The organism is Desulfobotulus mexicanus (genome assembly GCF_006175995.1).
GTDB lineage: Bacteria > Desulfobacterota > Desulfobacteria > Desulfobacterales > ASO4-4 > Desulfobotulus > Desulfobotulus mexicanus.
Window position 1 is genome coordinate 297,363 of sequence record NZ_VDMB01000001.1, and the last position, 19,670, is coordinate 317,032.

At 50.8% G+C, this 19,670-nt stretch carries 17 protein-coding genes; 10 read left to right on the forward strand and 7 right to left on the reverse strand.

Going from position 1 to position 19,670, the window contains the following annotated elements; genetic code table 11:
- Positions 1 to 84 precede the first annotated feature (84 nt).
- From mnmL to FIM25_RS01295, 3 genes are all read left to right on the forward strand, one after another.
- The gene (gene mnmL, locus FIM25_RS01280) at positions 85 to 1,011 is read left to right on the forward strand and encodes a tRNA modification radical SAM protein MnmL/YtqA (RefSeq protein ID WP_139445352.1); all 927 of its coding nucleotides are present in this window, start codon (positions 85 to 87) and stop codon (positions 1,009 to 1,011) included.
- Positions 1,012 to 1,498: 487 nt separating this feature from the next.
- On the forward strand, positions 1,499 to 4,303 hold the full coding sequence (locus FIM25_RS01285) for a PD40 domain-containing protein (RefSeq protein ID WP_139445354.1): 2,805 nt from the start codon (positions 1,499 to 1,501) through the stop codon (positions 4,301 to 4,303).
- A 407-nt stretch (positions 4,304 to 4,710) separates the two neighbouring features.
- A complete protein-coding gene (locus tag FIM25_RS01295; protein ID WP_139445358.1) occupies positions 4,711 to 5,526 on the forward strand; it encodes a hypothetical protein in 816 nt (271 codons plus the stop codon).
- 115 nt (positions 5,527 to 5,641) lie between these two features.
- On the opposite strand, the gene FIM25_RS01300 is transcribed toward FIM25_RS01295, so the two are convergent.
- The 6 genes from FIM25_RS01300 to FIM25_RS01325 form a co-directional block, all read right to left on the reverse strand.
- Positions 5,642 to 6,226: a UbiX family flavin prenyltransferase gene (locus FIM25_RS01300; RefSeq protein ID WP_139445360.1), complete on the reverse strand. Its 585-nt coding sequence runs from the start codon at positions 6,224 to 6,226 to the stop codon at positions 5,642 to 5,644.
- Positions 6,227 to 7,111, reverse strand: a complete 885-nt coding sequence (locus tag FIM25_RS01305) for a UbiA-like polyprenyltransferase (RefSeq protein ID WP_246051946.1) — start codon at positions 7,109 to 7,111, stop codon at positions 6,227 to 6,229.
- A gap of 26 nt (positions 7,112 to 7,137) precedes the next feature.
- Positions 7,138 to 7,926: a class I SAM-dependent methyltransferase gene (locus tag FIM25_RS01310; RefSeq protein WP_139445362.1), complete on the reverse strand. Its 789-nt coding sequence runs from the start codon at positions 7,924 to 7,926 to the stop codon at positions 7,138 to 7,140.
- Between the two features lie 137 nt (positions 7,927 to 8,063).
- A complete protein-coding gene (locus tag FIM25_RS01315; RefSeq protein WP_139445364.1) occupies positions 8,064 to 8,492 on the reverse strand; it encodes an ATP-binding protein in 429 nt (142 codons plus the stop codon).
- A gap of 48 nt (positions 8,493 to 8,540) precedes the next feature.
- Positions 8,541 to 9,686, reverse strand: coding sequence for a PP2C family protein-serine/threonine phosphatase (locus FIM25_RS01320; RefSeq protein WP_139445366.1), 1,146 nt, complete (start codon positions 9,684 to 9,686; stop codon positions 8,541 to 8,543).
- A gap of 17 nt (positions 9,687 to 9,703) precedes the next feature.
- Positions 9,704 to 10,018 (reverse strand): Hpt domain-containing protein, encoded by a 315-nt coding sequence (locus tag FIM25_RS01325; RefSeq protein ID WP_139445368.1) that lies wholly within the window; start codon positions 10,016 to 10,018, stop codon positions 9,704 to 9,706.
- 199 nt (positions 10,019 to 10,217) lie between these two features.
- On the opposite strand from FIM25_RS01325, the gene FIM25_RS01330 reads away from it, so the two are divergent.
- The 7 genes from FIM25_RS01330 to FIM25_RS01360 all read left to right on the forward strand — a co-directional run bounded on the left by FIM25_RS01330 (position 10,218) and on the right by FIM25_RS01360 (position 17,918).
- Entirely contained in the window at positions 10,218 to 11,135 is a 918-nt protein-coding gene (locus FIM25_RS01330; protein ID WP_179953069.1) for an ArsR/SmtB family transcription factor, read from the forward strand.
- Positions 11,136 to 11,701: 566 nt separating this feature from the next.
- Positions 11,702 to 13,126, forward strand: a complete 1,425-nt coding sequence (gene ahcY, locus FIM25_RS01335; RefSeq protein WP_139445372.1) for an adenosylhomocysteinase — start codon at positions 11,702 to 11,704, stop codon at positions 13,124 to 13,126.
- 183 nt (positions 13,127 to 13,309) lie between these two features.
- Positions 13,310 to 14,431 (forward strand): branched-chain amino acid ABC transporter substrate-binding protein, encoded by a 1,122-nt coding sequence (locus tag FIM25_RS01340; protein WP_139445374.1) that lies wholly within the window; start codon positions 13,310 to 13,312, stop codon positions 14,429 to 14,431.
- 151 nt (positions 14,432 to 14,582) lie between these two features.
- The gene (locus FIM25_RS01345; RefSeq protein WP_139445377.1) at positions 14,583 to 15,488 is read left to right on the forward strand and encodes a branched-chain amino acid ABC transporter permease; all 906 of its coding nucleotides are present in this window, start codon (positions 14,583 to 14,585) and stop codon (positions 15,486 to 15,488) included.
- Positions 15,485 to 16,441 carry a branched-chain amino acid ABC transporter permease gene (locus FIM25_RS01350; RefSeq protein ID WP_139445379.1) on the forward strand — a complete coding sequence of 319 codons (957 nt, stop codon included), beginning with the start codon at positions 15,485 to 15,487 and terminating at the stop codon, positions 16,439 to 16,441. Before FIM25_RS01345 ends, FIM25_RS01350 begins: the two co-directional genes overlap by 4 nt.
- Complete coding sequence (locus FIM25_RS01355) at positions 16,438 to 17,214, forward strand: ABC transporter ATP-binding protein (protein ID WP_139445381.1); 777 nt, start codon at positions 16,438 to 16,440, stop codon at positions 17,212 to 17,214. Before FIM25_RS01350 ends, FIM25_RS01355 begins: the two co-directional genes overlap by 4 nt.
- Positions 17,208 to 17,918, forward strand: a complete 711-nt coding sequence (locus FIM25_RS01360; RefSeq protein ID WP_139445383.1) for an ABC transporter ATP-binding protein — start codon at positions 17,208 to 17,210, stop codon at positions 17,916 to 17,918. The genes FIM25_RS01355 and FIM25_RS01360 overlap by 7 nt, the downstream gene beginning before the upstream one ends.
- A 114-nt stretch (positions 17,919 to 18,032) precedes the next feature.
- Here FIM25_RS01360 and FIM25_RS01365 read toward each other — a convergent pair whose 3' ends face one another.
- Complete coding sequence (locus FIM25_RS01365; protein ID WP_139445716.1) at positions 18,033 to 19,670, reverse strand: NAD+ synthase; 1,638 nt, start codon at positions 19,668 to 19,670, stop codon at positions 18,033 to 18,035.

Below are 19,670 nucleotides of genomic sequence, written 5' to 3' on the forward strand. Positions count from 1 at the left end.
TGCTGTATAAGGCCCCGATGCCGGGAACTTAAAAAACATTAAAGTATAAGACCCTGTAGCTATTCGGGTCAAGGAGTGTTTCAGATGCGTCAGAATCATGCCCGTTTTTATGATCTTAATGCCTTTTTAAGAAATCATTTCGGGGAAAGGGTGCAGAAAATCAGCGTGGATGCGGGCATGGACTGTCCGAACCGGGATGGCCTTCTGGGAACCGGAGGTTGTATCTACTGCAACCCAAGAGGTTCGGGTACAGGCGCTCTGGGAGTGGGGAAAAGCATCACAGAGCAGATCCTTGAGGGAAAACGCAATATGGGCAGGCGCTACAAAGCCAGAAAATTCATGGCATATTTTCAGAGTTATACCAATACCTATGCTCCGCTGGAAAACCTGAAGGCCATCTGGGATGAGGCCTTGTCCGTGGATGGGGTGGTGGGGCTTGCCATTGGTACCCGGCCGGACTGTGTCAGTGAAGAGATTCTGGATCTGCTGGAAAGCTATGTGAAAAAGGGTATTCTGGTATGGATAGAGTACGGCCTGCAGAGTGTGCATGATGAAACCCTTGCCCTCATCGGCAGGGGCCATGATTTTGCATCCTTTGAGAGGGCCGTGACCATGACCCGTGGCCGGGGGATTTTCATATGCGTGCATGTGATTCTGGGACTGCCCGGCGAAGATGAGGCCATGATGCAGGAGAGTGCAAGGGTTCTGGCCTCCATGGGTATTGATGGAGTGAAAATCCATCTGCTCTATGTGGTGAAGGGAACCCCGCTGGAAGGCATGTACAGGGGAGGGGATTATGTCTGCATGGAAGAGGAGGTTTATGTGAGGGCGGTCTGTGATTTTCTGGAGATTCTTCCGGAAAATATGGTGATACAGCGCCTGACCGGAGATCCACATGAAGATGAGCTTGTGGCACCGCTCTGGGCCATGGAAAAGGAAAAAACCCGCAATGCCATTCTGGAACGTCTGGAAAAAAGAAATACCCGGCAGGGGAGCCGGTATGGTTTTTAACTTTGTTTTTTTGTAATTGTTCAGCACCGTTTTTTTAGTATGATACCTGCCAGACAGATGCACAGGCACCCAGGCTATTTGCCTGTGACGCAATCTTATTCTTAGAGCTTCTTGCCCTGTGCGGAAGCGGCAAAAACTCCCCGCCACAGGTAGGATAAGCTTTTTGATTACCATAGCAGATTTAAGCACGCTGCCTTTGTGGCGGCTCAGACAGTTTGCCGCTTCTTTCGCACAGGCCTTCGAATCTCTGATCCGAAACGATTGCAACGTCACTTGCAAATAGCCAAGGTGCCTTGCAATAATACGAAACTGCTGCAATTGCAGCATTGGATTTTCAAAATAAATTGTGCTGAATAGCAGCGTTTTTTAAAAGAGTCCGCTTGCGGCTTTTTTCCTTCCGGGTTATGCTCTTCCATCAACACTCATTCATGCAGTTATTCCATGGGTTACGGGTTGTTTTCGGCCTGTTCGGATAAGGGAGGTTTTCATGGGCCACAACAGCCTGAAAGGCTGCTTTGGTATCTGTCTGGTCATACTGTTTTTCAGTCTGTCAGCTTCAAGGGCGGATGCCCTTTCCGTTGCCTGGGGCGGGGATTGGAAAACCCTTAAAAGTGAGCATTTTGAAATTCACTTCGAAGATGGTTTTCAGGAGATGGCCCGGCGCTGTCTTGCCATTGCAGAAGGTGTGCACCTTGAGCTTCTTCCTTTTTTTGGGTCCGGGCCTGTAAAAAGAACGCATATCGTATTGTCCGATGATACGGATTTTTCCAATGGCTGGGCAACGGTTCTGCCCTATGGCCGGATCAGGCTTTTTGTTGCAGCACCTTCCGATCCCGGAAGTCTTGAGAGTTATGATGAATGGCTGCATCTTCTTATCCGCCATGAGTATGTACATATCCTTCATATGGAAATGGGCCGGGGAGCTGTAAATGCAGGCAGAAAGATTTTTGGCCGTTTTCCCCTGCTTTTTCCCCATGTCCTGACTCCTGTTTTTCTGCTGGAGGGTATGGCCGTTTATTTTGAATCCGATGCGGTCGCAGGTTACGGTCGGTTGCAGGGCAGCCATTATGCAGCCCAGATGGCCCTTGAGGTAAGAAACGGAAACTGGAAGGATCTTCAGGAAGTGGTGGTTCCCCTGCGGAACTGGCCCATTAATAAGGCTTATCTTTATGGGGCCTTTTTTATTGACTACCTGATTTCCGTTTATGGCAAAGATGCTGTGGCTGAATTTCTGTACCGCCAGAGTGGGGAGCTGATTCCTTTTTTCACACTGAATTTTCAGGCAAAGCGGGTGTTTGGAAAAATTTTTCCTGCACTCTGGGAAGATTTCCGGCTGGCCATGGAAGAACGCTTTGCCGATGGTCACTCCGAAGGGGAAGGCATGGAAGAAAGGATGCTGCCTTCCGGGAACTTTTTCCATCAGGTGACTGCCGTTGCAGGAGATGATTTTTTTCTTGTGGAAGACAGTGGAAAGGATCGTCGCAGGCTTTTCAGGTATACGGAAAAGGGGCGTGAGCCCATAATGGCCCTGCGGCCCCTGAGCGATATGGATGTGGCCGAAGATGGCCGCCTTGCCGTTTCCCGTATCCTGAGGAGTGTGGATGGCCGGGTGTTCCATGATATATTTATCCATATGCCGGAGGTGGGATGGAAGAGACTGACCCGGAATCAGCGTTTCAGCAGGGTACGCTGGATGCCCTCAGGTGAGAGTCTTCTGGTCAGTCGGCAGCAGGCGGGGCTGAGTGAGCTGTATTTCCTTGATATGGAAGGAAGTATGCGGCTCCTCTGGCGGGGAAGCGAAGGGGATGTGCTGGGGGCCTTTGATGTGGATGCCGCAGGGGAGCGGCTGGTAGCAGGTCTGAAGCGGGCCGGACAGGGCTGGAATCTGGAAATTATGGACCTTGCCACAGGAGGATGGAGCGGGCTGACATCTACTCCTTTTATGGAGAACCAGCCTTCTTTTATGCCGGATGGTCGTATCCTTTTTTCTGCGGATTATGATGGTGTCTATAATGTCTATGTCATGGATACGGAAACGGGGATGCTGGAGCAGTGGACCCGTTCTTCCGGTGGTGCATTCAGTCCCGGTTTTGCAGGGAATAAGGGTCTTTATTATCAGGCCTATACCGCAGATGGATTCAGGCTTATGCGGGTGGATCATCCTGCTGCCCTGAAGGCTTTTCCCAAGGAAGATGTGGCCGGTGAAAAGATTTCCCCCTTTCTTTTTGATGCAATAGAGAATCTGGGGTCGGAAAGAAAATATTCTCCCCTTCAAAGCCTTAGGCCCCGGTACTGGTTTCCTGTGTGGCTTTCCAGTGGGGAGTCAAGCCAGCTGGGATTTGAGACCCATGGAAGTGATGCCCTGGACCGCCACAGTTATGGTCTCATGGCTGCCTATGATATGAAAAATGATCTTGTAAACGGCAGCCTGACCTATGCCTGTGATAATCGATGGCTTCTGCTTCTGGACAGGAGCCATCGTTTTGGTGAGGTGAGGGTCGGCGAGGTTTTTTGGGATTACACCATACGTGAAGACCGTGTGACCCTGCAGCGTAACCATCTTTTGAATTTTTTTGAGGACAGGTTGGCCCTGCACGGGGGGCTCGTCCATGAGCGGGATACTCTGGTGGATGCTCCTTCAGTTTTTTCAAGGGTGTCCATGGAATCCAATCTGGCCGGTATGGCCCTGACCTTCAGGGACGAGGAACACTATATCCATGTGCCCGGTATAGGATGGGGTTTTTACGGAGAGCTGATAGCAGAAAGTAATGAGATTCTGGACAGCGATTACAAGGGCGCTGTGGTGCAGGGTGCCATCCGTAAAATATGGAATCTGCCGGGGCCACGTACCCTTGGTGTACGCCTTGCCGGGGGTTATGCGGATCAGGAAGCAAAACCCTTTCGCATCGGTGGTACCCGTACAGGGGAGGAAATGAGGCTTTTCGGCAGGAATGAGGCTGTCCTCAGGGGTTATCCCCGCTCCGTTCAGACGGGAAACATATATGCGGCCCAGCGCCTGAGTCTTACTTCCATGCTTTTTCGGGTGGAGCGGAACTGGTCCCTGATGCCCTTTGGTCTGGGGGATATTTCCGGAAGCATTCACGTGGATTCCGGAAGCGCCTGGGATGAGGGCAGGGCCATGCGTCAGCTTACCGGAGCAGGTCTTGAGCTTCATGTGGAACTGGTGCTGGGGTATCATTTCACAGCACCCCTTGTGCTCGGGTATGCCAGGGGGCTGGATAAGGATCTGGGAGAAGATCAGTTCTATACGGCCTTAGGTTTTTCCTTTTAAACTGTGAATAAAAACAATGCTGTAACTATTCAACGCCGTCTGCGTTGGCTTAGGACCATAGCTGTCAGGCATATGCACAGGCACCCAGGCTGTTTGCCCGTGACGCAATCTTATTCGGAAGCTTCTTGTCCTGTGCGGAAGCGGCAAAAACTCCCCGCCACAGGCAGGATAAGCTTTTTGATTACCATGGCAGGCTTAAGCACGCTGCCTTTGTGGCGGCTCAGACAGTTTGCCGCTTCTTTCGCACAGGTCTGCAAAGCTTTGATCCGAAACGATTGCAAAGTCACTTGCAAACAGCCAAGGTGCCTTGCAATCGTTCAAAGCTGTTGAAATTACAATGCATGAAATTCAAAATTAAATTTCCTGAATAATTACACAAAATTTTTAGCATAAAGGAGATCTGTTTTATGTCGCCCTATCCCTTTCCATGGTTTCTGTCCTATCCCGCAGCCTTTGCTGGGCTGGCTCTGGCCCTGATTCTGAACGTATGGTCCTTTGGTCATGCCCTTCTCATGGGTTTTCAGGTTCTGTTGCTTTTTGTTGCAGCTCTCTGGCTGGTTCTGGGACTGCCCTATGTGCAGGGGCGTTACAGGGAAAAAAAGACCCGCTTCAGAACGGCTTTTTCCCGGATGCAGGATGAAGGGCTTTCGGAAGAAGAAAGGGAGAAAATTCTGAAAAAAGAGGGCGGGGAAAAAGAGACTTCAGTCAATGCTGCGGCAGATACGGCTTCAGATAATACAGTTCGTAAGCCCGATTTTCATGGAACATCCCGAAGTGGGCAGAGTCAATTGTCACAAGAGCTGGATCCGGGCGACTGGCTCGAAGATGCCCTTTCAAAAGAAATATCTCCGGTTCCTGTTCAGGAAAAAAAGGGTGCAGCAAAGCCTGAGGAGGAAGCTCCCCTGCTTTCTGGACAGGAGGATGCCATTTTATTTCAAGGGTCTGAGGACGGGCAGGAGAAGGAAGTTGATCAGGCTGCATCTGTGCCGGAAAGTTCCGGAACTGACCAGAGAAGAGGGCTGGAAGCTCTGGCAGTGCCCTTGGTTGTGATACGGGAAATTCTGGAAAAAGAAGCCCCGGTTTCCGTGGATATGGCAGAGGTCTTTTGTCTTCAGGAAGGCTATGGACTCAATCAGGCTTTGGGAGAAATCAATATGGCTGCGGAAGAAAGTCTGGGGCATCGCCTCTTTCAGGTAAGAGGTGAGGTGGTTGAAAAAATTTAAATATTCAGCATCTTTATTCTTGAGATACAGGTGTGGGTTTTCAAGTGGAAGAGACAGTCAGGCTGTTGGTGGGTGACATTGCAATCGTTTCGTAATTAAGAAATGGTCTGCTTGTCTATGCCCCCTGCCAGGGTGGCATTAGATTCTGGGGGCAGCCCAGGTGGTCAAGAATCCGGGCCACAACGGAGTCCACAAGGGCTTCCATGTCTTTGGGGAAATGATAAAAGGCCGGGCTTGCCGGAAGGATGGTGGCCCCGGTATTTGCGAGGGAGAGAAGATTTTTCAGGTGGATGGCGTGGAGGGGGGCTTCTCTGGGTACCAGAATGAGGGGCCTTTTTTCTTTGAGGCAGACATCTGCGGCCCTGTGAATGAGGTTGTCTCCTATGCCTGCGGCAATGTTGCCTATGCTGCGCATGGCACAGGGGACGATGGCCATGCCGTTATGGGCAAACGATCCCGATGCCGGAGGTGTAAAGAAGTCATGGACTTCATGGATGTTCAGGCCGGAAATACTGCTGAGCTTATTGCGGTTTTCAAGAATGTCTAAGATCTTATCCGAACCCATTTCATGGGCCAGCACGCTTTTTCCCGAATCCGAGATTACAAGGTGAACTTCTGCCCTTTGAAGCAGAAGGTTTTCTAAGGTCCGGATGCCGTAGATGACGCCGGATGCGCCTGTAATGGCAAGAACAAAGCGCATTTAAAAGCCTTTCCCTGTCCAGATGTCGAGAAGTATACCCACAAAGAGAAGCAGGCTTATGATGCTGTTCACATGGAAAAAGGCTATGGGTATGCTGGAAAGGTCATTTTCTTTTACCATGCTGTGTTCCAGTATGAGAAGACCGCAGATGATAAGGGCAAAAATGATGAATACAGGCCCCAGATCAAAGGCTGGATAAAGGGAGAAGATGAAAAGGGCACAGATGCCATGGAGTGTTCTGGCAAGCAGAAGGGCTTTTCTGATGCCCAATCGTGCAGGTATGGAGTGGAGTCCTGCTTTTTTGTCAAAGTCCGTATCCTGACAGGCATAGAGGATGTCAAAGCCTGCTATGTGGGTGAAAAGTACTGCGGAAAGCAGGAGAACTTCCAAGGAAAGACTGCCCGTAAGGGCCACCCATGCGGCGGCCGGGGCCATGGCAATGGCCAGCCCCAGATAGAAATGACAGAGCAGTGTAAAACGTTTGGTGTAGGAATAGCCAAAAAGAAATAAGAGAACGGGAATGGAAAGATTTCTGCATAGGGGACCAAGGGCTGCAGCACTAATAATAAAAACCATGCTGGAAAGTATAACGAGAAGAAGGGCTGCATTGGGGGATATTTTGCCTGCTGGAATTTCACGCATGGCGGTTCTGGGATTGCCAGCATCCAGTTTTGCATCGGCAATGCGGTTAAAGCCCATGGCAGCGGTACGGGCCGATACTACGGCCACAAGGATGAAAAGGAGCTCTATGGCATGTATGGGTGTTTCACGGGCTGCCAGCACCACAGCAGAAAGAACAAAGGGCAGGGCAAAAACGGAATGGGAAAATTTGATCATCTGACCGTAGGTGATTGTTGTGTCTATGGCTTTATGAAGGGGGCTCATGGCTTTCTTTCAGGCGGGTTTCAGTATCAGGAATCCTTACGCATTTTTTCCCCGGACTGGGCAGCAAAGCCCGTAATGCCCTCATTATATCTGGATTCCGAAGGATAGGGAAGGGCCAGGGGCCGGACCCGGAATCTGGGTTTCAGGGTAACAACCATGCCCACAAAGGTACCAAAGGGCATGCGTCGGGCCAGGGGCCAGGTATCCGGAGAAAAACTTATGGAGCCGGATGTCTCGGGAAAAAGACAGATGGATCTCCAGGTGACGGGGACATCTCCGACCAGTTCCTTTACCATGGTTTTCATTTCCCACAATGAAAAAAAACGGGCCTTTGCGTAGATGCCCTTGCCAAAAAAACCCTGAATGCGGCGTTGTACACCCTTGATGGCGTATCTGTTGAGTACCCCGATAAAAACCCGGTCTTTGGCCACGCGGAAGGCTTCTTCCATGGCTTTTTTCGGTTCAGAAACAAACTCCAGGGTGGTGAAAAGGCAGGCGTGGTTGAAGGAATTGTCATCAAAGGGAAGGTCTTCTGCATAGCCACGGAAAAGGCCTGCTTTGTTTCCCAGTCTTTCCAGAGCAAGATCCAGCATGAAGGGAGAGGGCTCCAGTCCCGTACAGTCCAGGCCCCGGCTGATGCAGGCTTCCAGAATTTCTCCGTACCCGCATCCTATATCCAGAATGGAGTCTTCCGGTGCAGGGCAGAGAAGGTCAAAGAAAAGTCTGGTTTCCAGGGTTGTGGAAAGAAGGCCTTCTTCACTCTGTCGCCATTTCAGGTAGGTTTCGCTGTCTTTTTGGTCGAATACGTGTCCCATAGAAAAGATTTTTAGGCAATTCGGGCGGTGTATGCAAGTAAAAAACAGGGTGATTGCTTTTTAGTTTATGGTTTTCGGTCTGTGTTTTTCGGAAATATGGTCTTTGGTGGGGGAGCAGTGTCAGAGGGGGGAGGGGTTCAAAAACAGCCGGGAATGTCTTTTTCCAGAGTCAGACGGTTTCCTTTTTCATTATAACGGAAGGTGTTGAAATAGTTTTTCATGATATGGATTCCCCTGCCGTTTTCTGCGTCCGGATTTGTTTTCTGGGATGTTCGCCAGTTGAACCCAGGACCTTCATCCATAATCTCAAGGACAATGCGCTGACCGATGATCTGGACCTGGTAGGTGATTATTCCTTCCGGAAGATTGATGCTGCCGTGGCGGACGGCATTGGTCAGTGCTTCCCGCATCCCAAGGCAGATGGAAAAGGTGAGGGCTTCAAGATTTTGTTTTTTTAAAAAAAGCTGGGTTTCATGGCTGGCCAGGTCAATATTTCTCATATCGGCACCCATGCGGATGGCAAGGCCCTGTGCTATTTCTTCCACGATGAAAAGTTTATGGTTCATGGCTTTGCTCCATAAAAAAAGCGGAGGGTTTATCCTGTAGGCAGAAGTTCAGATTTCAATGGCCAGGATAACAATATCATCTTCAATGGGGACTTCCGGAGGCAGAAGAATATTCCGGATACCTTTTACGGCCTCTGCAATGGGAAGACCGCGTACTTCTTCACAGGCACCCAGCATGCGTTCCGATGCCTGGGACCATACGGAACGGTCCAGGCTGCTTTCCACAAGGCCGTCTGAATACAGATAAAAACGGTCCCCGGACTTAACGGGAAGAACCTGTGTTCCGAAGATAACATTGCGGAACATACCCAGAATATCCCCATCTATACGGATCAGCCGGGCCGGAGCATTTTCCGGTACATATACCGCAGGAGGGTGGCCGGCATTTACCAGGGTCAGTTTCATGGTTTTACGGTTCAGGTGGGCATAGGATGCTGTCAGGTATTTGTTTTCAGGCAGAATCTCTACCAGAACATCATTGATAAGCTTTATACTTTCTGCTGGCTGGTATATGGGAGTGCAGTTCTGTTTCATCAGGGCTTTGATGGATGCCGTAAGATAGGAGGTGCTGATGTCATGGCCGGAAAAGTCCGCCACAAGGTAGCCGTGTATGTCTTTGCATATGGCAATAACATCATAGAAGTCGCCACCTGCCTCCTGAAAGGATTCATAAATGGCTGCAAAGCGGGCTTCCGGTAAAGATTCCGGAGTTACCAGCAGGGATGTCTGGGCTTTTTTGAGTTGCCTCAGTTTCTGGGCCTGGCTGATGATAAGGGAGTTGGTGGCAATGGACAGCTTCAGATGCAGTCTTACCCTTGCCAGCACTTCCATGGGATGAAAGGGCTTTATAATATAATCCACAGCACCCAGATCAAAACCTTCGATTTTGGATTCTATTTCGCTGACACCCGTGAGAAAGATCACTGGAATGGATGCGGTGGCTGTGTGGTTTTTAAGAAAACGGATCACGCTGAAACCGTCTTCACCGGGCATCATGATATCCAGCAGAATCAGATCCGGCATGTTTTCCAGCGCAAGCTCCCGGGCCTTTGGCCCGTTGGCTGCCGTAAGAATTCTGTAACCTTCCTTGGAGAGAGCCGTTTCCAGAAGTCTGACGTTTATGGGGCTGTCGTCCACCACAAGAAGGGTCAGTTCCTTTGGGGCAGGTATATGGGAAGCCGGGAGATCGGGCATGGAAGTCTCCATTTGTATTACAGGGCGCTTTGAAGGATGGTAACTTCTTTTTTCAGGGCTGCAGGCAGGGATGCAAGGACGCTGAGTTTGCCTTCAGCTGCTTTTTTTTCACCCACAGTGGTGAGGACATAAATGGCTTTAAAGCCAAGATTACCTGAGGCTCCTTTTATGTTGTGGGCAATATCCTTTACAGAATTGGCATCCTGGTTCTCAAGGGCTTTTTCAAGGCGTGCAATATCATCAGTGGTTGTTTGAATGAAAAGTTCTGTCAGTTCGATAAAATCCGCTATCTCCAGTCCGAGTTCTTCGGCAAGTTTTTTAAAGTCTGTCATGGCAGCGTCTCCATGGGGGAGAAGAGGAGGAAGGGGATAAAAAGTATGCTTTTTTCAGGTTGGGACATATAATGCCTTTTACTTTACCCTGACAGGCTCAGGACTGCAAGTCCAAAGCCTGTGAGAAGAAAAAGAAGGCCCATGGCGTGTTCATAAAAAGCTTGACCTCATGGTTTCTTTGGGAGATATATCAAGAGATATGGATATTTTAATATTTTGCAAGGCTCTGTCCGACCCCACACGAATCCGACTAATCCATATATTGGATCGACATGAACTCAGCGTCAATGAAATCGTTGCGGTGATGGGTATGGGCCAGTCCCGTATTTCAAGGCACTTAAAAATTCTGACCGATGCAGGGCTTCTTTCCTGCAGGAGAGACGGTGTATGGGCCTTTTATGGTGTGCCTTCCGAAGGCAGTGGAAGAAATTTTGTTACGGCTGTCCGGGAATGGCTGCGGCAGGAGCCGGATCTGGAAGCGGACATGGTCCGGGCAGCAGAAGTACTTGAGGCAAGAAGGAAAAGCACATCCCGCTTTTTTGATACCATTGCAACGGACTGGGACCGTCTCAGGCTTGAGATTCTTGGTCCCTTTGACTTGAATGCAACCCTGCTGGACCGGGCTGGAAAGCCGGGGCTTGCGGTGGATCTTGGTTGCGGTACGGGGGAACTTCTCCGGGGGCTTGCAGCCCAGGCCCGGAGTGTTATCGGTGTGGATTATTCCATGGAAATGCTGGCCGAAGCTGAACGGCGTTTTCTTGAGGAAGGCCTTGAAGGAGATTTCCGGCTGGGTGCCATTGAGCATCTTCCCGTGGGCGATGGTGTGGCAGATCTGGCGGTGATTTCCCTTGCCCTCCACCACCTGCCCGATCCCGAGGGTGGTATCCGGGATGCGGCCCGTATTCTTGTGCCGGGTGGTGTGCTGTTGTTGGCGGATTTTGACAGGCATGAGAAAGAGTTTCTGCGGGAGCGCTTCGGGGACAGGTGGCTGGGTTTTGCCGAGGAAACCATCCGTCGTTTTCTTGATGGAGCCGGTTTTGAGCTTATGGAGTTGGAAACCTTTACCCTGCCTTCTTCCCTGCGCCTGCATCTTTACCGGGCCATACGCAGGGCCTGAGGTCAGCAGAGTTTAGGGAAAGCAAGAACATAAAGTTTATGATATTGAGTAATTATTCAGCACAGTGTTCCAAGTACCATAGCTGCAAGACAGATGCACAGGCCCCAGGCTATTTGCCCGTGACGCAATCCGGCACTCAAGCTGAAAAGCTCAAGCCCTTTACGGGAGCAAAAAGTGCCTATGGATCTTGAGTGCCGGATTTGGGAGCTTCTTGCCCTGTGCGGAAGCGGCAAAAACTCCCCGCCACAGGCAGGATAAGCTTTTTGATTACCATGGCAGGCTTAAGCACGCTGCCTTTGTGGCGGGTCAGACAGTTTGCCGCTTCTTATTAGCACTCCGGCACTCAAGCCTGAAAAAGCTTATTGCCTTTTATAGTAGGCTTTGGGTTTTTGGCTTGAGTGCCGGACGAAGCTCTGATCCGAAACGATTGCAATGTCACTTGCAAATAGCCACGGAGCCTTGCAACAGTACGAAGCTGCTGCAATTAAAGCATTGGCAGTTCAGAAAAAACCATGCTGAACAGTTACGATATTTATAGATGTATAACCCAAAAGGAGAGTGAATTCATGTCAGTACAGCCGATGGAACTGGACCTTGGATACAAGGTTGCGGATATGGCGGGTGCGGATTTCGGCCGTAAGGAAATGCAGCTTGCGGAAAACGAGATGCCCGGTCTTATGGCTGCAAGGGAAAAATATGGTAAGGAAAAGCCCCTTGCAGGTCTGAAGGTAACGGGTTCCCTGCACATGACCATACAGACGGCCATGCTCATTGAAACCTTAAAGGAGCTTGGGGCGGATATACGCTGGGCTTCCTGCAACATTTTTTCCACCCAGGACCATGCCGCCGCCGCCATTGCAGCCAATGGTTCCGCAGCGGTTTTTGCCTGGAAGGGTGAAACCCTTGAGGAATACTGGTGGTGTACGGAAATGGCCCTGACCTGGCCCGATGGGTCCGGCCCGGACCTTATTGTGGATGATGGCGGGGATGCCACCCTTATGATCCATGAGGGTGTTCGTGTGGAAAAAGATCCTTCCCTTCTGGATAAAAAGCCGGGCTCCCTTGAGGAAAAATGCCTGCAGGACCGTCTTCGTCTGGCCTATGAAACGGATTCCGGCAAATGGACCCGCATGGCAGAAAAAATCCGTGGGGTTTCCGAAGAAACCACCACAGGCGTAGGACGGCTTTACCAGTTGCAGAAAAAAGGAGAGCTCCTCTTTCCTGCCATAAATGTGAATGACTCCGTTACCAAGAGCAAGTTTGATAATCTTTACGGATGTCAGGAATCCCTTGCAGACGGTATCAAGCGGGCCACCGATGTTATGATTGCCGGTAAGGTGGTTGTGATCTGCGGTTATGGGGATGTGGGCAAGGGTTGTGCCCGGTCTATGAAAGGCTTTGGCGCACGGGTTCTTGTTACGGAGATTGATCCCATCTGTGCCCTGCAGGCTGCCATGGAAGGCTTTGAGGTACTTACCATGGAAGAAGCTGCCCCCATGGGAGATATTTTTGTTACGGCCACGGGGAATTTCCATGTCATTACGGGTGAGCACATGGAATCCATGAAAAACGAGGCTATTGTCTGCAATATCGGTCATTTTGATAATGAGATTGACATGGCTTATCTGGAGGAAACTCCGGAATGTCTGTGCCTGAACATCAAGCCCCAGGTGGATAAATGGACGCTGAAATCAGGCCGTTCCATCATTGTGCTGGCCGAAGGCCGTCTGGTCAATCTTGGCTGTGCCACGGGGCATCCCAGTTTCGTTATGAGCAATTCCTTCACCAATCAGACCCTTGCCCAGATTGCTCTGGCAACGGAGCCCCATAAAAAGGAAGTTTACACCCTTTCCAAAGCTCTGGATGAGGAGGTTGCCCGCCTTCACCTTGGAAGGCTGGGTGTGCGGCTCACAAAGCTGACACCGGAGCAGTCTGCCTATCTGGGAATTTCTCCCGAAGGTCCCTTCAAACCGGATCATTATCGTTATTAAGGGAATAGCAGCATGGGGGAAACCCTATGCTGCATGACAGCAAAAACGCCATGAAATTCAGACGGATACTTGTTCCGGTGTGGAAACAAAGCAATTGACAGGCCTTGTTCCCCTCTGCTATTTGAAAAAATTCACCGTATCCATTGATTTTGCGGATATCCTTAATGAAGCAGGGAGGAATACATGAAAAAAGTTCTGTGTCTTGCGGCAGCTTTGTGTTTTATGGCGGCTCCGGCCTTTGCCGAAACCATCCGTATTGGCCTCATGGCCCCCATGACCGGATCCTGGGCCAGTGAAGGTCAGGATATGCGGGATATTGTGACGCTTATGGCCGAAGAGCTGAATGCTAAAGGCGGTGTTCTCGATAAGAAGGTTGAAATTGTGGTGGAAGATGATGCGGGAGATCCCAGGGCTGCGGCACTGGCAGCCCAGCGTCTTTCCACACGGAAAGTGGCTGCGGTTATAGGCACCTATGGTTCTTCCGTGGCAGAAGCTGCCCAGAACATCTATGACGATTATGATATCATACAGGTTGCCAATGGTGCCACCAGTAACCGCCTGACGGAAAAGGGTCTGAATTTCTTTTTCCGCACCTGCCCCAGAAATGACGAGCAGGCCATGGTAGCGGCAAAAGCCCTTCAGAGCATGGGTTTTTCAAAGATAGCCATTCTCCATGATAATACTTCCTATGCCAGAGGCCTTGCCGATGATGCCAGAAAATTCATTGGTGAGGTTTCCGATGCAAAAGTGGTGTTTTTCAATGCCCTGACTCCAGGAGAGCGGGATTTCAATACGGTACTGACCCGTATGCGGGCATCTGATCCGGATGTGATTCTGTTTACGGGTTACTACCCCGAAGCAGGCCTTCTGCTGCGCCAGAAAATGGAAATGGGCTGGGATGTTCCCATGATGGGCGGGGATGCCACCAACAACCCGGATCTTGTGGAAATAGCAGGTACTCAGGCGGCCAGTGGTTTTTATTTTTTAAGCCCTCCGGTTCCCCAGGATCTGCCCACGGATGAAGCCCGTGCCTTCCTTGCAGCCTTTGAGAAAAAATACAGCAAGTTGCCTGGTTCCATCTGGGCGGTTCTGGCGGGGGATGCCTTTACGGCCATTGTGACAGCCATTGAAGGGGCTGGCTCCACGGATTCCAAAAAAGTTGCCGAGTATATGCGTACCCGGCTTAAGGATATGCCTGCCCTCACCGGCACCATTTCCTTTAACAGTGTCGGAGACCGCATCGGTGATGTTTACCGGGTGTATCAGGTGAATGCTGAGGGTGCCTTTGTTCTGATGAATCCTTAATATAAGGGCTTTGTCTCTTCTGGATTTTTATCCTTAAAGATATCTGCCGGACAGCTTTTTGAGACTGTGCGGGGTCGCTTCTGTAAGGGAAGCGGCCCCGTATTCCTGTCCGCTTTACGGGTATCTTTTCCCTGTTTTTCAGGAAGAAGCCATGGAATTTTTTCTGCAGCAGTTGTTTAACGGTCTGGCCGTGGGTGGCATTTATGCCCTGGTTGCCTTAGGGTATACTATGGTCTACGGTGTCATGAAGCTCATGAATTTTGCCCATGGGGAGCTTTTTACCATGGGTGCTTTTCTAGGGCTGACCCTTCTCGGTACCTTTGCTTTTACAGAGGTATTGGGGCCCTTTGGCGGTGTATTTGTGCTCATTCTGATGGTCATGGGCATGGTAGCCATTATGGGTGTGCTTCTGGAGCGGGTGGCCTACAGGCCCCTGCGCAATTCTCCCCGTCTTTCCGCCATTGTCTCTGCCCTTGGTGCTTCGATTTTTCTTCAGAATGCCATTATGTTGATGTATGGTGCCCGTTTTCAGGTTTATCCCCACGGTATTCTGCCCAATACTCCCATATCTGTTTTTGGTGTTGATATTCCCCTGCTCAGGATACTTTTGTTTGTGGTTTCCATTCTGATGATGGCGGCTCTCTACTTTTTTGTTCAGAGAACCCGGATAGGCACAGCCATCCGTGCTGCAGCCATTGATCAGGATGCGGCACGGCTCATGGGTATCAATGTGGACCGGGTGATTCAGATTGTCTTTATTATCGGGCCTGCCTTAGGTGCTGCGGCGGGTGTCATGGTGGGGATTTATTACGGTCAGATTAATTTCACCATGGGGTGGATTTTTGGTCTCAAGGCCTTTACTGCAGCCATCATAGGCGGTATCGGTAATATTCCCGGTGCCATGCTGGGTGGTCTTCTTCTCGGTGTTCTGGAAGCCATGGGAGCTGCTTATATTTCCACAGCATGGAAGGATGCCATTGCCTTTGCTGTTCTAATTCTCATTCTTCTGGTTCGTCCGAGGGGCATTCTGGGAGAACGTGTGGCGGATAAGTTATGAATAAGAAAGTTTTTGTCATAAGTGTGCTGCTGGCATTTTTTGCCTGTTTCCCTGTACTTTTCAGCAATCCTTACTGGATAGGTGTGCTTAACGATATATGGCTTTATGCCATTTTAGGTTTGAGCCTGAACTGGATAGTGGGGCATACGGGGCTGTTCAATCTTGGTCATGCAGCTTATTATGCGGTGGGAGCCTATACGGCAGCCATCTTAAGTACCCGGTACAACATCCCTATCCTCTGGCTTATTCCCGTTGCCGGTGCTGCCGCAGGTCTTTTTGCCCTGGCCGTGGCCCGGCCCATCATTCATCTGCGGGGGGATTATCTGGCCATTGTTACCATCGGTGTGGGGGAGATTGTACGCATAGCCCTTGAAAACGATATTTTTGGCCTGACCGGAGGATCCAATGGGATTTTTGGTATTCCAAGGCCGGAAATCTTTGATATGCGTCTTCGCCGTCCATGGCAGCTGTATTATCTCATCGGCGGCTTTCTTTTGATTACCATATGGTTTTTCTACAGGCTGGAGCAGTCCCGTTTCGGCCGGGCCTTAAACTATATCAAAGAAGATGAGACGGCAGCCGAAGGTTCGGGCATCAATACGGCCTGGTACAAGCTGGCGGCCTTTGTCATAGGAGCGGTATGGGCTGGTATGGCAGGAACGCTTTTTGCCGCTAAAATGACCATTATTTCTCCGGGTTCTTTTAATTTCTGGGAGTCGGTGCTGATTTTTGCCATTGTCATATTGGGCGGTGCAGGCAGCATTCCAGGTGTGATTCTGGGAGCTTTTCTGCTGGTGGGGTTGCCGGAATTCTTCAGGAATTTTGCCGATGCCCGTATGCTTTTCTTCGGAGCCGCCATGGTGCTGATGATGATTTTCCGTAACAAAGGCCTGCTGCCGCCTCTGGTCCGTAAATATGCCGGTGTGCCCAGGGTCAGGGGAGGGGATGCATGAGTCTTTTATCCCTTGAAAAGGTGGTGAAAACCTTTGGCGGTCTCACCGCCGTCAATCGGGTGAGCTTTTCCGTGGAAGCCGGGGAGATCGTGGGGCTGATCGGTCCCAATGGTGCCGGTAAAACCACGCTATTCAATCTCATTACCGGAAATTATACACCTGATTCCGGTGATATTCTTTTTGAAGGCAGGTCCGTAAAGGGGAAAAAGCCCCATAAGATTGTGGATATGGGTATTGCCCGGACTTTTCAGAGCATACGTCTTTTCCAGAACATGCCTGTGGTGGAAAATGCTTTGGCCGGGTGTCACTGTCGCATGAAATCCGGTATTTTTGCTTCCATGATCCGCACACCGGGGCAGCGCAGGGAAGAGAAAAAAGCCCTGGAAACCGCAAGGGAAGTTCTTGATTTTGTGGGGCTCTGGGAATATGCAGGTCTTTCCGCTTCCAGTCTTTCCTATGGAAAACAGCGGCTGCTTGAGATTGCCCGTGCCCTTGCAAGTCGTCCCCGCCTCATTATTCTTGATGAGCCCGCAGGCGGTATGAACGATCAGGAGACGGCGGAGCTGCTTCATCTGATCCGGGAAATCAGCCGCAAAGGCATTACCGTACTGCTCATTGAGCATGATATGGGCCTTGTGATGCGCGCCTGTGAAAAGCTGGTGGTGATAGAGTACGGCACTAAAATAGCCGTGGGCAGTCCCGAAGAGGTGAAAAACAACCCCAGAGTCATTGAGGCCTATCTGGGCAGTGACGAGGAAGAGGATGCATGCTGAGCCTTGAGAATCTTGTGGTGAAATACGGTAATGTGGAGGCCCTGCACGGCATTGACATGGAGGTGGCCGAAGGGGAGATAGTCAGTATTCTCGGAGCCAATGGTGCGGGAAAATCCACTACCCTGATGAGCATCAGCGGGCTTGTGAAACCCGCATCCGGCAGTATTGTCTTTGAAGGTAAGCCCATTCATACCCTGCCAGCCCATAAGATTGTGGAAATGGGCATTGCCCAGGTTCCCGAAGGCAGGCGGGTTTTCGGTACCCTGACGGTAGCGGAAAACCTAAGGCTGGGAGCCTTTACCAGTAAAGACCGTAACAGGGATGCCAAAACCCGGGACTGGATTTTTTCCCTCTTTCCCATTCTGAAGGAAAGGCGTAAACAGCTTGCTGGCACCCTTTCCGGCGGAGAGCAGCAGATGCTGGCTATAGGAAGGGCACTGATGGCCCATCCCCGCCTCTTGCTTCTGGATGAGCCTTCCTTAGGCCTTGCTCCCCTAATCATCAAGGCCATTTTTGAAACCATTCGGGAGATTAACGGCAGCGGTGTCACCGTTGTTCTGGTGGAGCAGAATGCCAGGGCTGCCCTGCGTCTGGCCCACCGGGGCTATGTTCTGGAGGTGGGCAAGGTGGTTCTGGCGGATACGGCAGGCAGCCTTCTTGCCAATCCTGAGATTCATTCCGCTTATCTTGGTCATGGGAATTAGGCTTCGCTAATACCGTCAAGGGGTTTATGGGTACAAAGGCTCTTTGCCCATGACGCATTCAAAACGTTTACAAAGTCACCCACAAACACCCCGGTACGCCTTAGTAAGTATAAGCTAATAGTGCAGCCTGCAGGCCATGGGATAACGTCTGCCGTATCCAAAGCTTCTGGATGTTATGCGTATTACAGGGGCTGCCTGCTGGCGCTTGTATTCATTGAGCTGGATTCTTCGGATCACATCCCGTACTTCATTTTCAGCATATCCCCTGGCAATTATACTTTCAGCATCTTCAAGATCTTCCACATGATGGGCCACAATGGCATCCACCACACCATAATCGGGCAGATCGTCCTGATCCCTTTGGTCGGGTTTGAGTTCCGCACTGGGTGCTTTTTCTATGATGCGCTCAGGAATCAGGGCAAAACCAGCCTTTTCATTGATGCGGCGTGAAAGGGCCCAGACCCTTGTCTTGGAAACATCCCCCAGCACGGCAAGTCCGCCGTTCATGTCCCCGTAAAGGGTGCTGTAGCCCACGGCCATTTCCGCCTTGTTGCCCGTGGGCAGTGCCAGGGCATGGTAGCGGTTGGCATAGCCCATTATCAGGGTTCCCCGGATACGGGCCTGGAGGTTTTGTTCTGTGATCCCATGGCTTTCAGGATCAAAGAGGGAAGATGAGGCCGCCATGGCTTCCATGGTCTGCTGGATGGGCACAATGTCAAGGCGGATTTTCAAATTTTCCGCCAGCAGCCGGGTATCCTCAAAATTGTCCGCCGCCGTGTAGGGTCCGGGCATGAAAACACTGATGATGTTTTCAGCACTGAGGGCTTCCGCAGCCAGTGCCAGAACAAGGGCGGAGTCAATTCCGCCGGAAGAACCCACCACAGCCTTTGTAAAACCGCACTTATGCAGATAATCCCTGATCCCAGTTACCAAAGCCCTATGAATCTGGTCCTCTTCCCTTTCCGGCAGCAGCCGGATATCACCGGTATTTTTTTCCAGATCCACGAGTATGAGATCTTCCTCAAAGGCTGCTGCCCTTCCAATGATATTTCCCTTCCTGTCATAGGCCGTGCTGGCCCCGTCAAAGACCAGAGTGTCATTGGCTCCCGCCTGATTCACTTCCAGAACTGGGATGGCGTACTGCCTTGCAATGCCTGAAAAGAGCTGATCCCTAAGGCGGACCTTATCCACATGAAAGGGAGAGGCGGACAGATTGATGAGAATATCGGAGCCCGGGGCAATGTCTGCCACGGGATTTTCTGTGTAGCCTTTCTGGACTGGTATATCTTCGCTGTTCCAGGCGTCCTCGCAGATGGTGATGCCGAAGCGAAGCCCCCCGTAAAGAACCGGTTCTGCGGTTTTTCCCGGTGCAAAGTAGCGGCACTCATCAAAGACATCGTACTGGGGCAGCAGAACCTTCCGGATTTCTCCGAGAATTTTTCCGTCCTTTGCAAACACAGCGGCGTTCTGCAGCTCCGGCCCTTCACTGCCCGGATTTATGGCCACATAGCCGAAAAGAAATGCGATGCCCATTATTTTTTCGATGAGCTTTTCTTTCATGGCAAGATTGGCGCTTATAAAGGCCTTTCGCTCCAGCAGATCCAGAGGCGGATAGCCCGTGAGGGTGAGCTCCGGAAAAATGATAAGCTCAGCACCTTTCTGTCTGGCACTTTGGCAGGCTTCGATGATTTTTGTCGCATTTCCCTCAAGATCTCCAACCAGAGGATTGAGCTGGGCCATGGTAATTTTCAT

Bases quoted from the DNA above. Each gene is read 5' to 3' on its own strand.
- FIM25_RS01285 (WP_139445354.1), top strand. From the start codon at position 1,499: ATGGGCCACAACAGCCTGAAAGGCTGCTTTGGTATCTGTCTGGTCATA.
- FIM25_RS01345 (WP_139445377.1), top strand. From the start codon at position 14,583: ATGGAATTTTTTCTGCAGCAGTTGTTTAACGGTCTGGCCGTGGGTGGC.
- FIM25_RS01305 (WP_246051946.1), bottom strand. From the start codon at position 7,111: ATGAGCCCCCTTCATAAAGCCATAGACACAACAATCACCTACGGTCAG.
- FIM25_RS01325 (WP_139445368.1), bottom strand. From the start codon at position 10,018: ATGACAGACTTTAAAAAACTTGCCGAAGAACTCGGACTGGAGATAGCG.
- FIM25_RS01360 (WP_139445383.1), top strand. From the start codon at position 17,208: ATGCTGAGCCTTGAGAATCTTGTGGTGAAATACGGTAATGTGGAGGCC.
- FIM25_RS01310 (WP_139445362.1), bottom strand. From the start codon at position 7,926: ATGGGACACGTATTCGACCAAAAAGACAGCGAAACCTACCTGAAATGG.
- FIM25_RS01295 (WP_139445358.1), top strand. From the start codon at position 4,711: ATGTCGCCCTATCCCTTTCCATGGTTTCTGTCCTATCCCGCAGCCTTT.
- mnmL (WP_139445352.1), top strand. From the start codon at position 85: ATGCGTCAGAATCATGCCCGTTTTTATGATCTTAATGCCTTTTTAAGA.
- FIM25_RS01340 (WP_139445374.1), top strand. From the start codon at position 13,310: ATGAAAAAAGTTCTGTGTCTTGCGGCAGCTTTGTGTTTTATGGCGGCT.
- FIM25_RS01365 (WP_139445716.1), bottom strand. From the start codon at position 19,670: ATGAAAATTACCATGGCCCAGCTCAATCCTCTGGTTGGAGATCTTGAG.
- FIM25_RS01300 (WP_139445360.1), bottom strand. From the start codon at position 6,226: ATGCGCTTTGTTCTTGCCATTACAGGCGCATCCGGCGTCATCTACGGC.
- FIM25_RS01320 (WP_139445366.1), bottom strand. From the start codon at position 9,686: ATGCCCGATCTCCCGGCTTCCCATATACCTGCCCCAAAGGAACTGACC.
- ahcY (WP_139445372.1), top strand. From the start codon at position 11,702: ATGTCAGTACAGCCGATGGAACTGGACCTTGGATACAAGGTTGCGGAT.
- FIM25_RS01315 (WP_139445364.1), bottom strand. From the start codon at position 8,492: ATGAACCATAAACTTTTCATCGTGGAAGAAATAGCACAGGGCCTTGCC.
- FIM25_RS01355 (WP_139445381.1), top strand. From the start codon at position 16,438: ATGAGTCTTTTATCCCTTGAAAAGGTGGTGAAAACCTTTGGCGGTCTC.
- FIM25_RS01350 (WP_139445379.1), top strand. From the start codon at position 15,485: ATGAATAAGAAAGTTTTTGTCATAAGTGTGCTGCTGGCATTTTTTGCC.
- FIM25_RS01330 (WP_179953069.1), top strand. From the start codon at position 10,218: ATGGATATTTTAATATTTTGCAAGGCTCTGTCCGACCCCACACGAATC.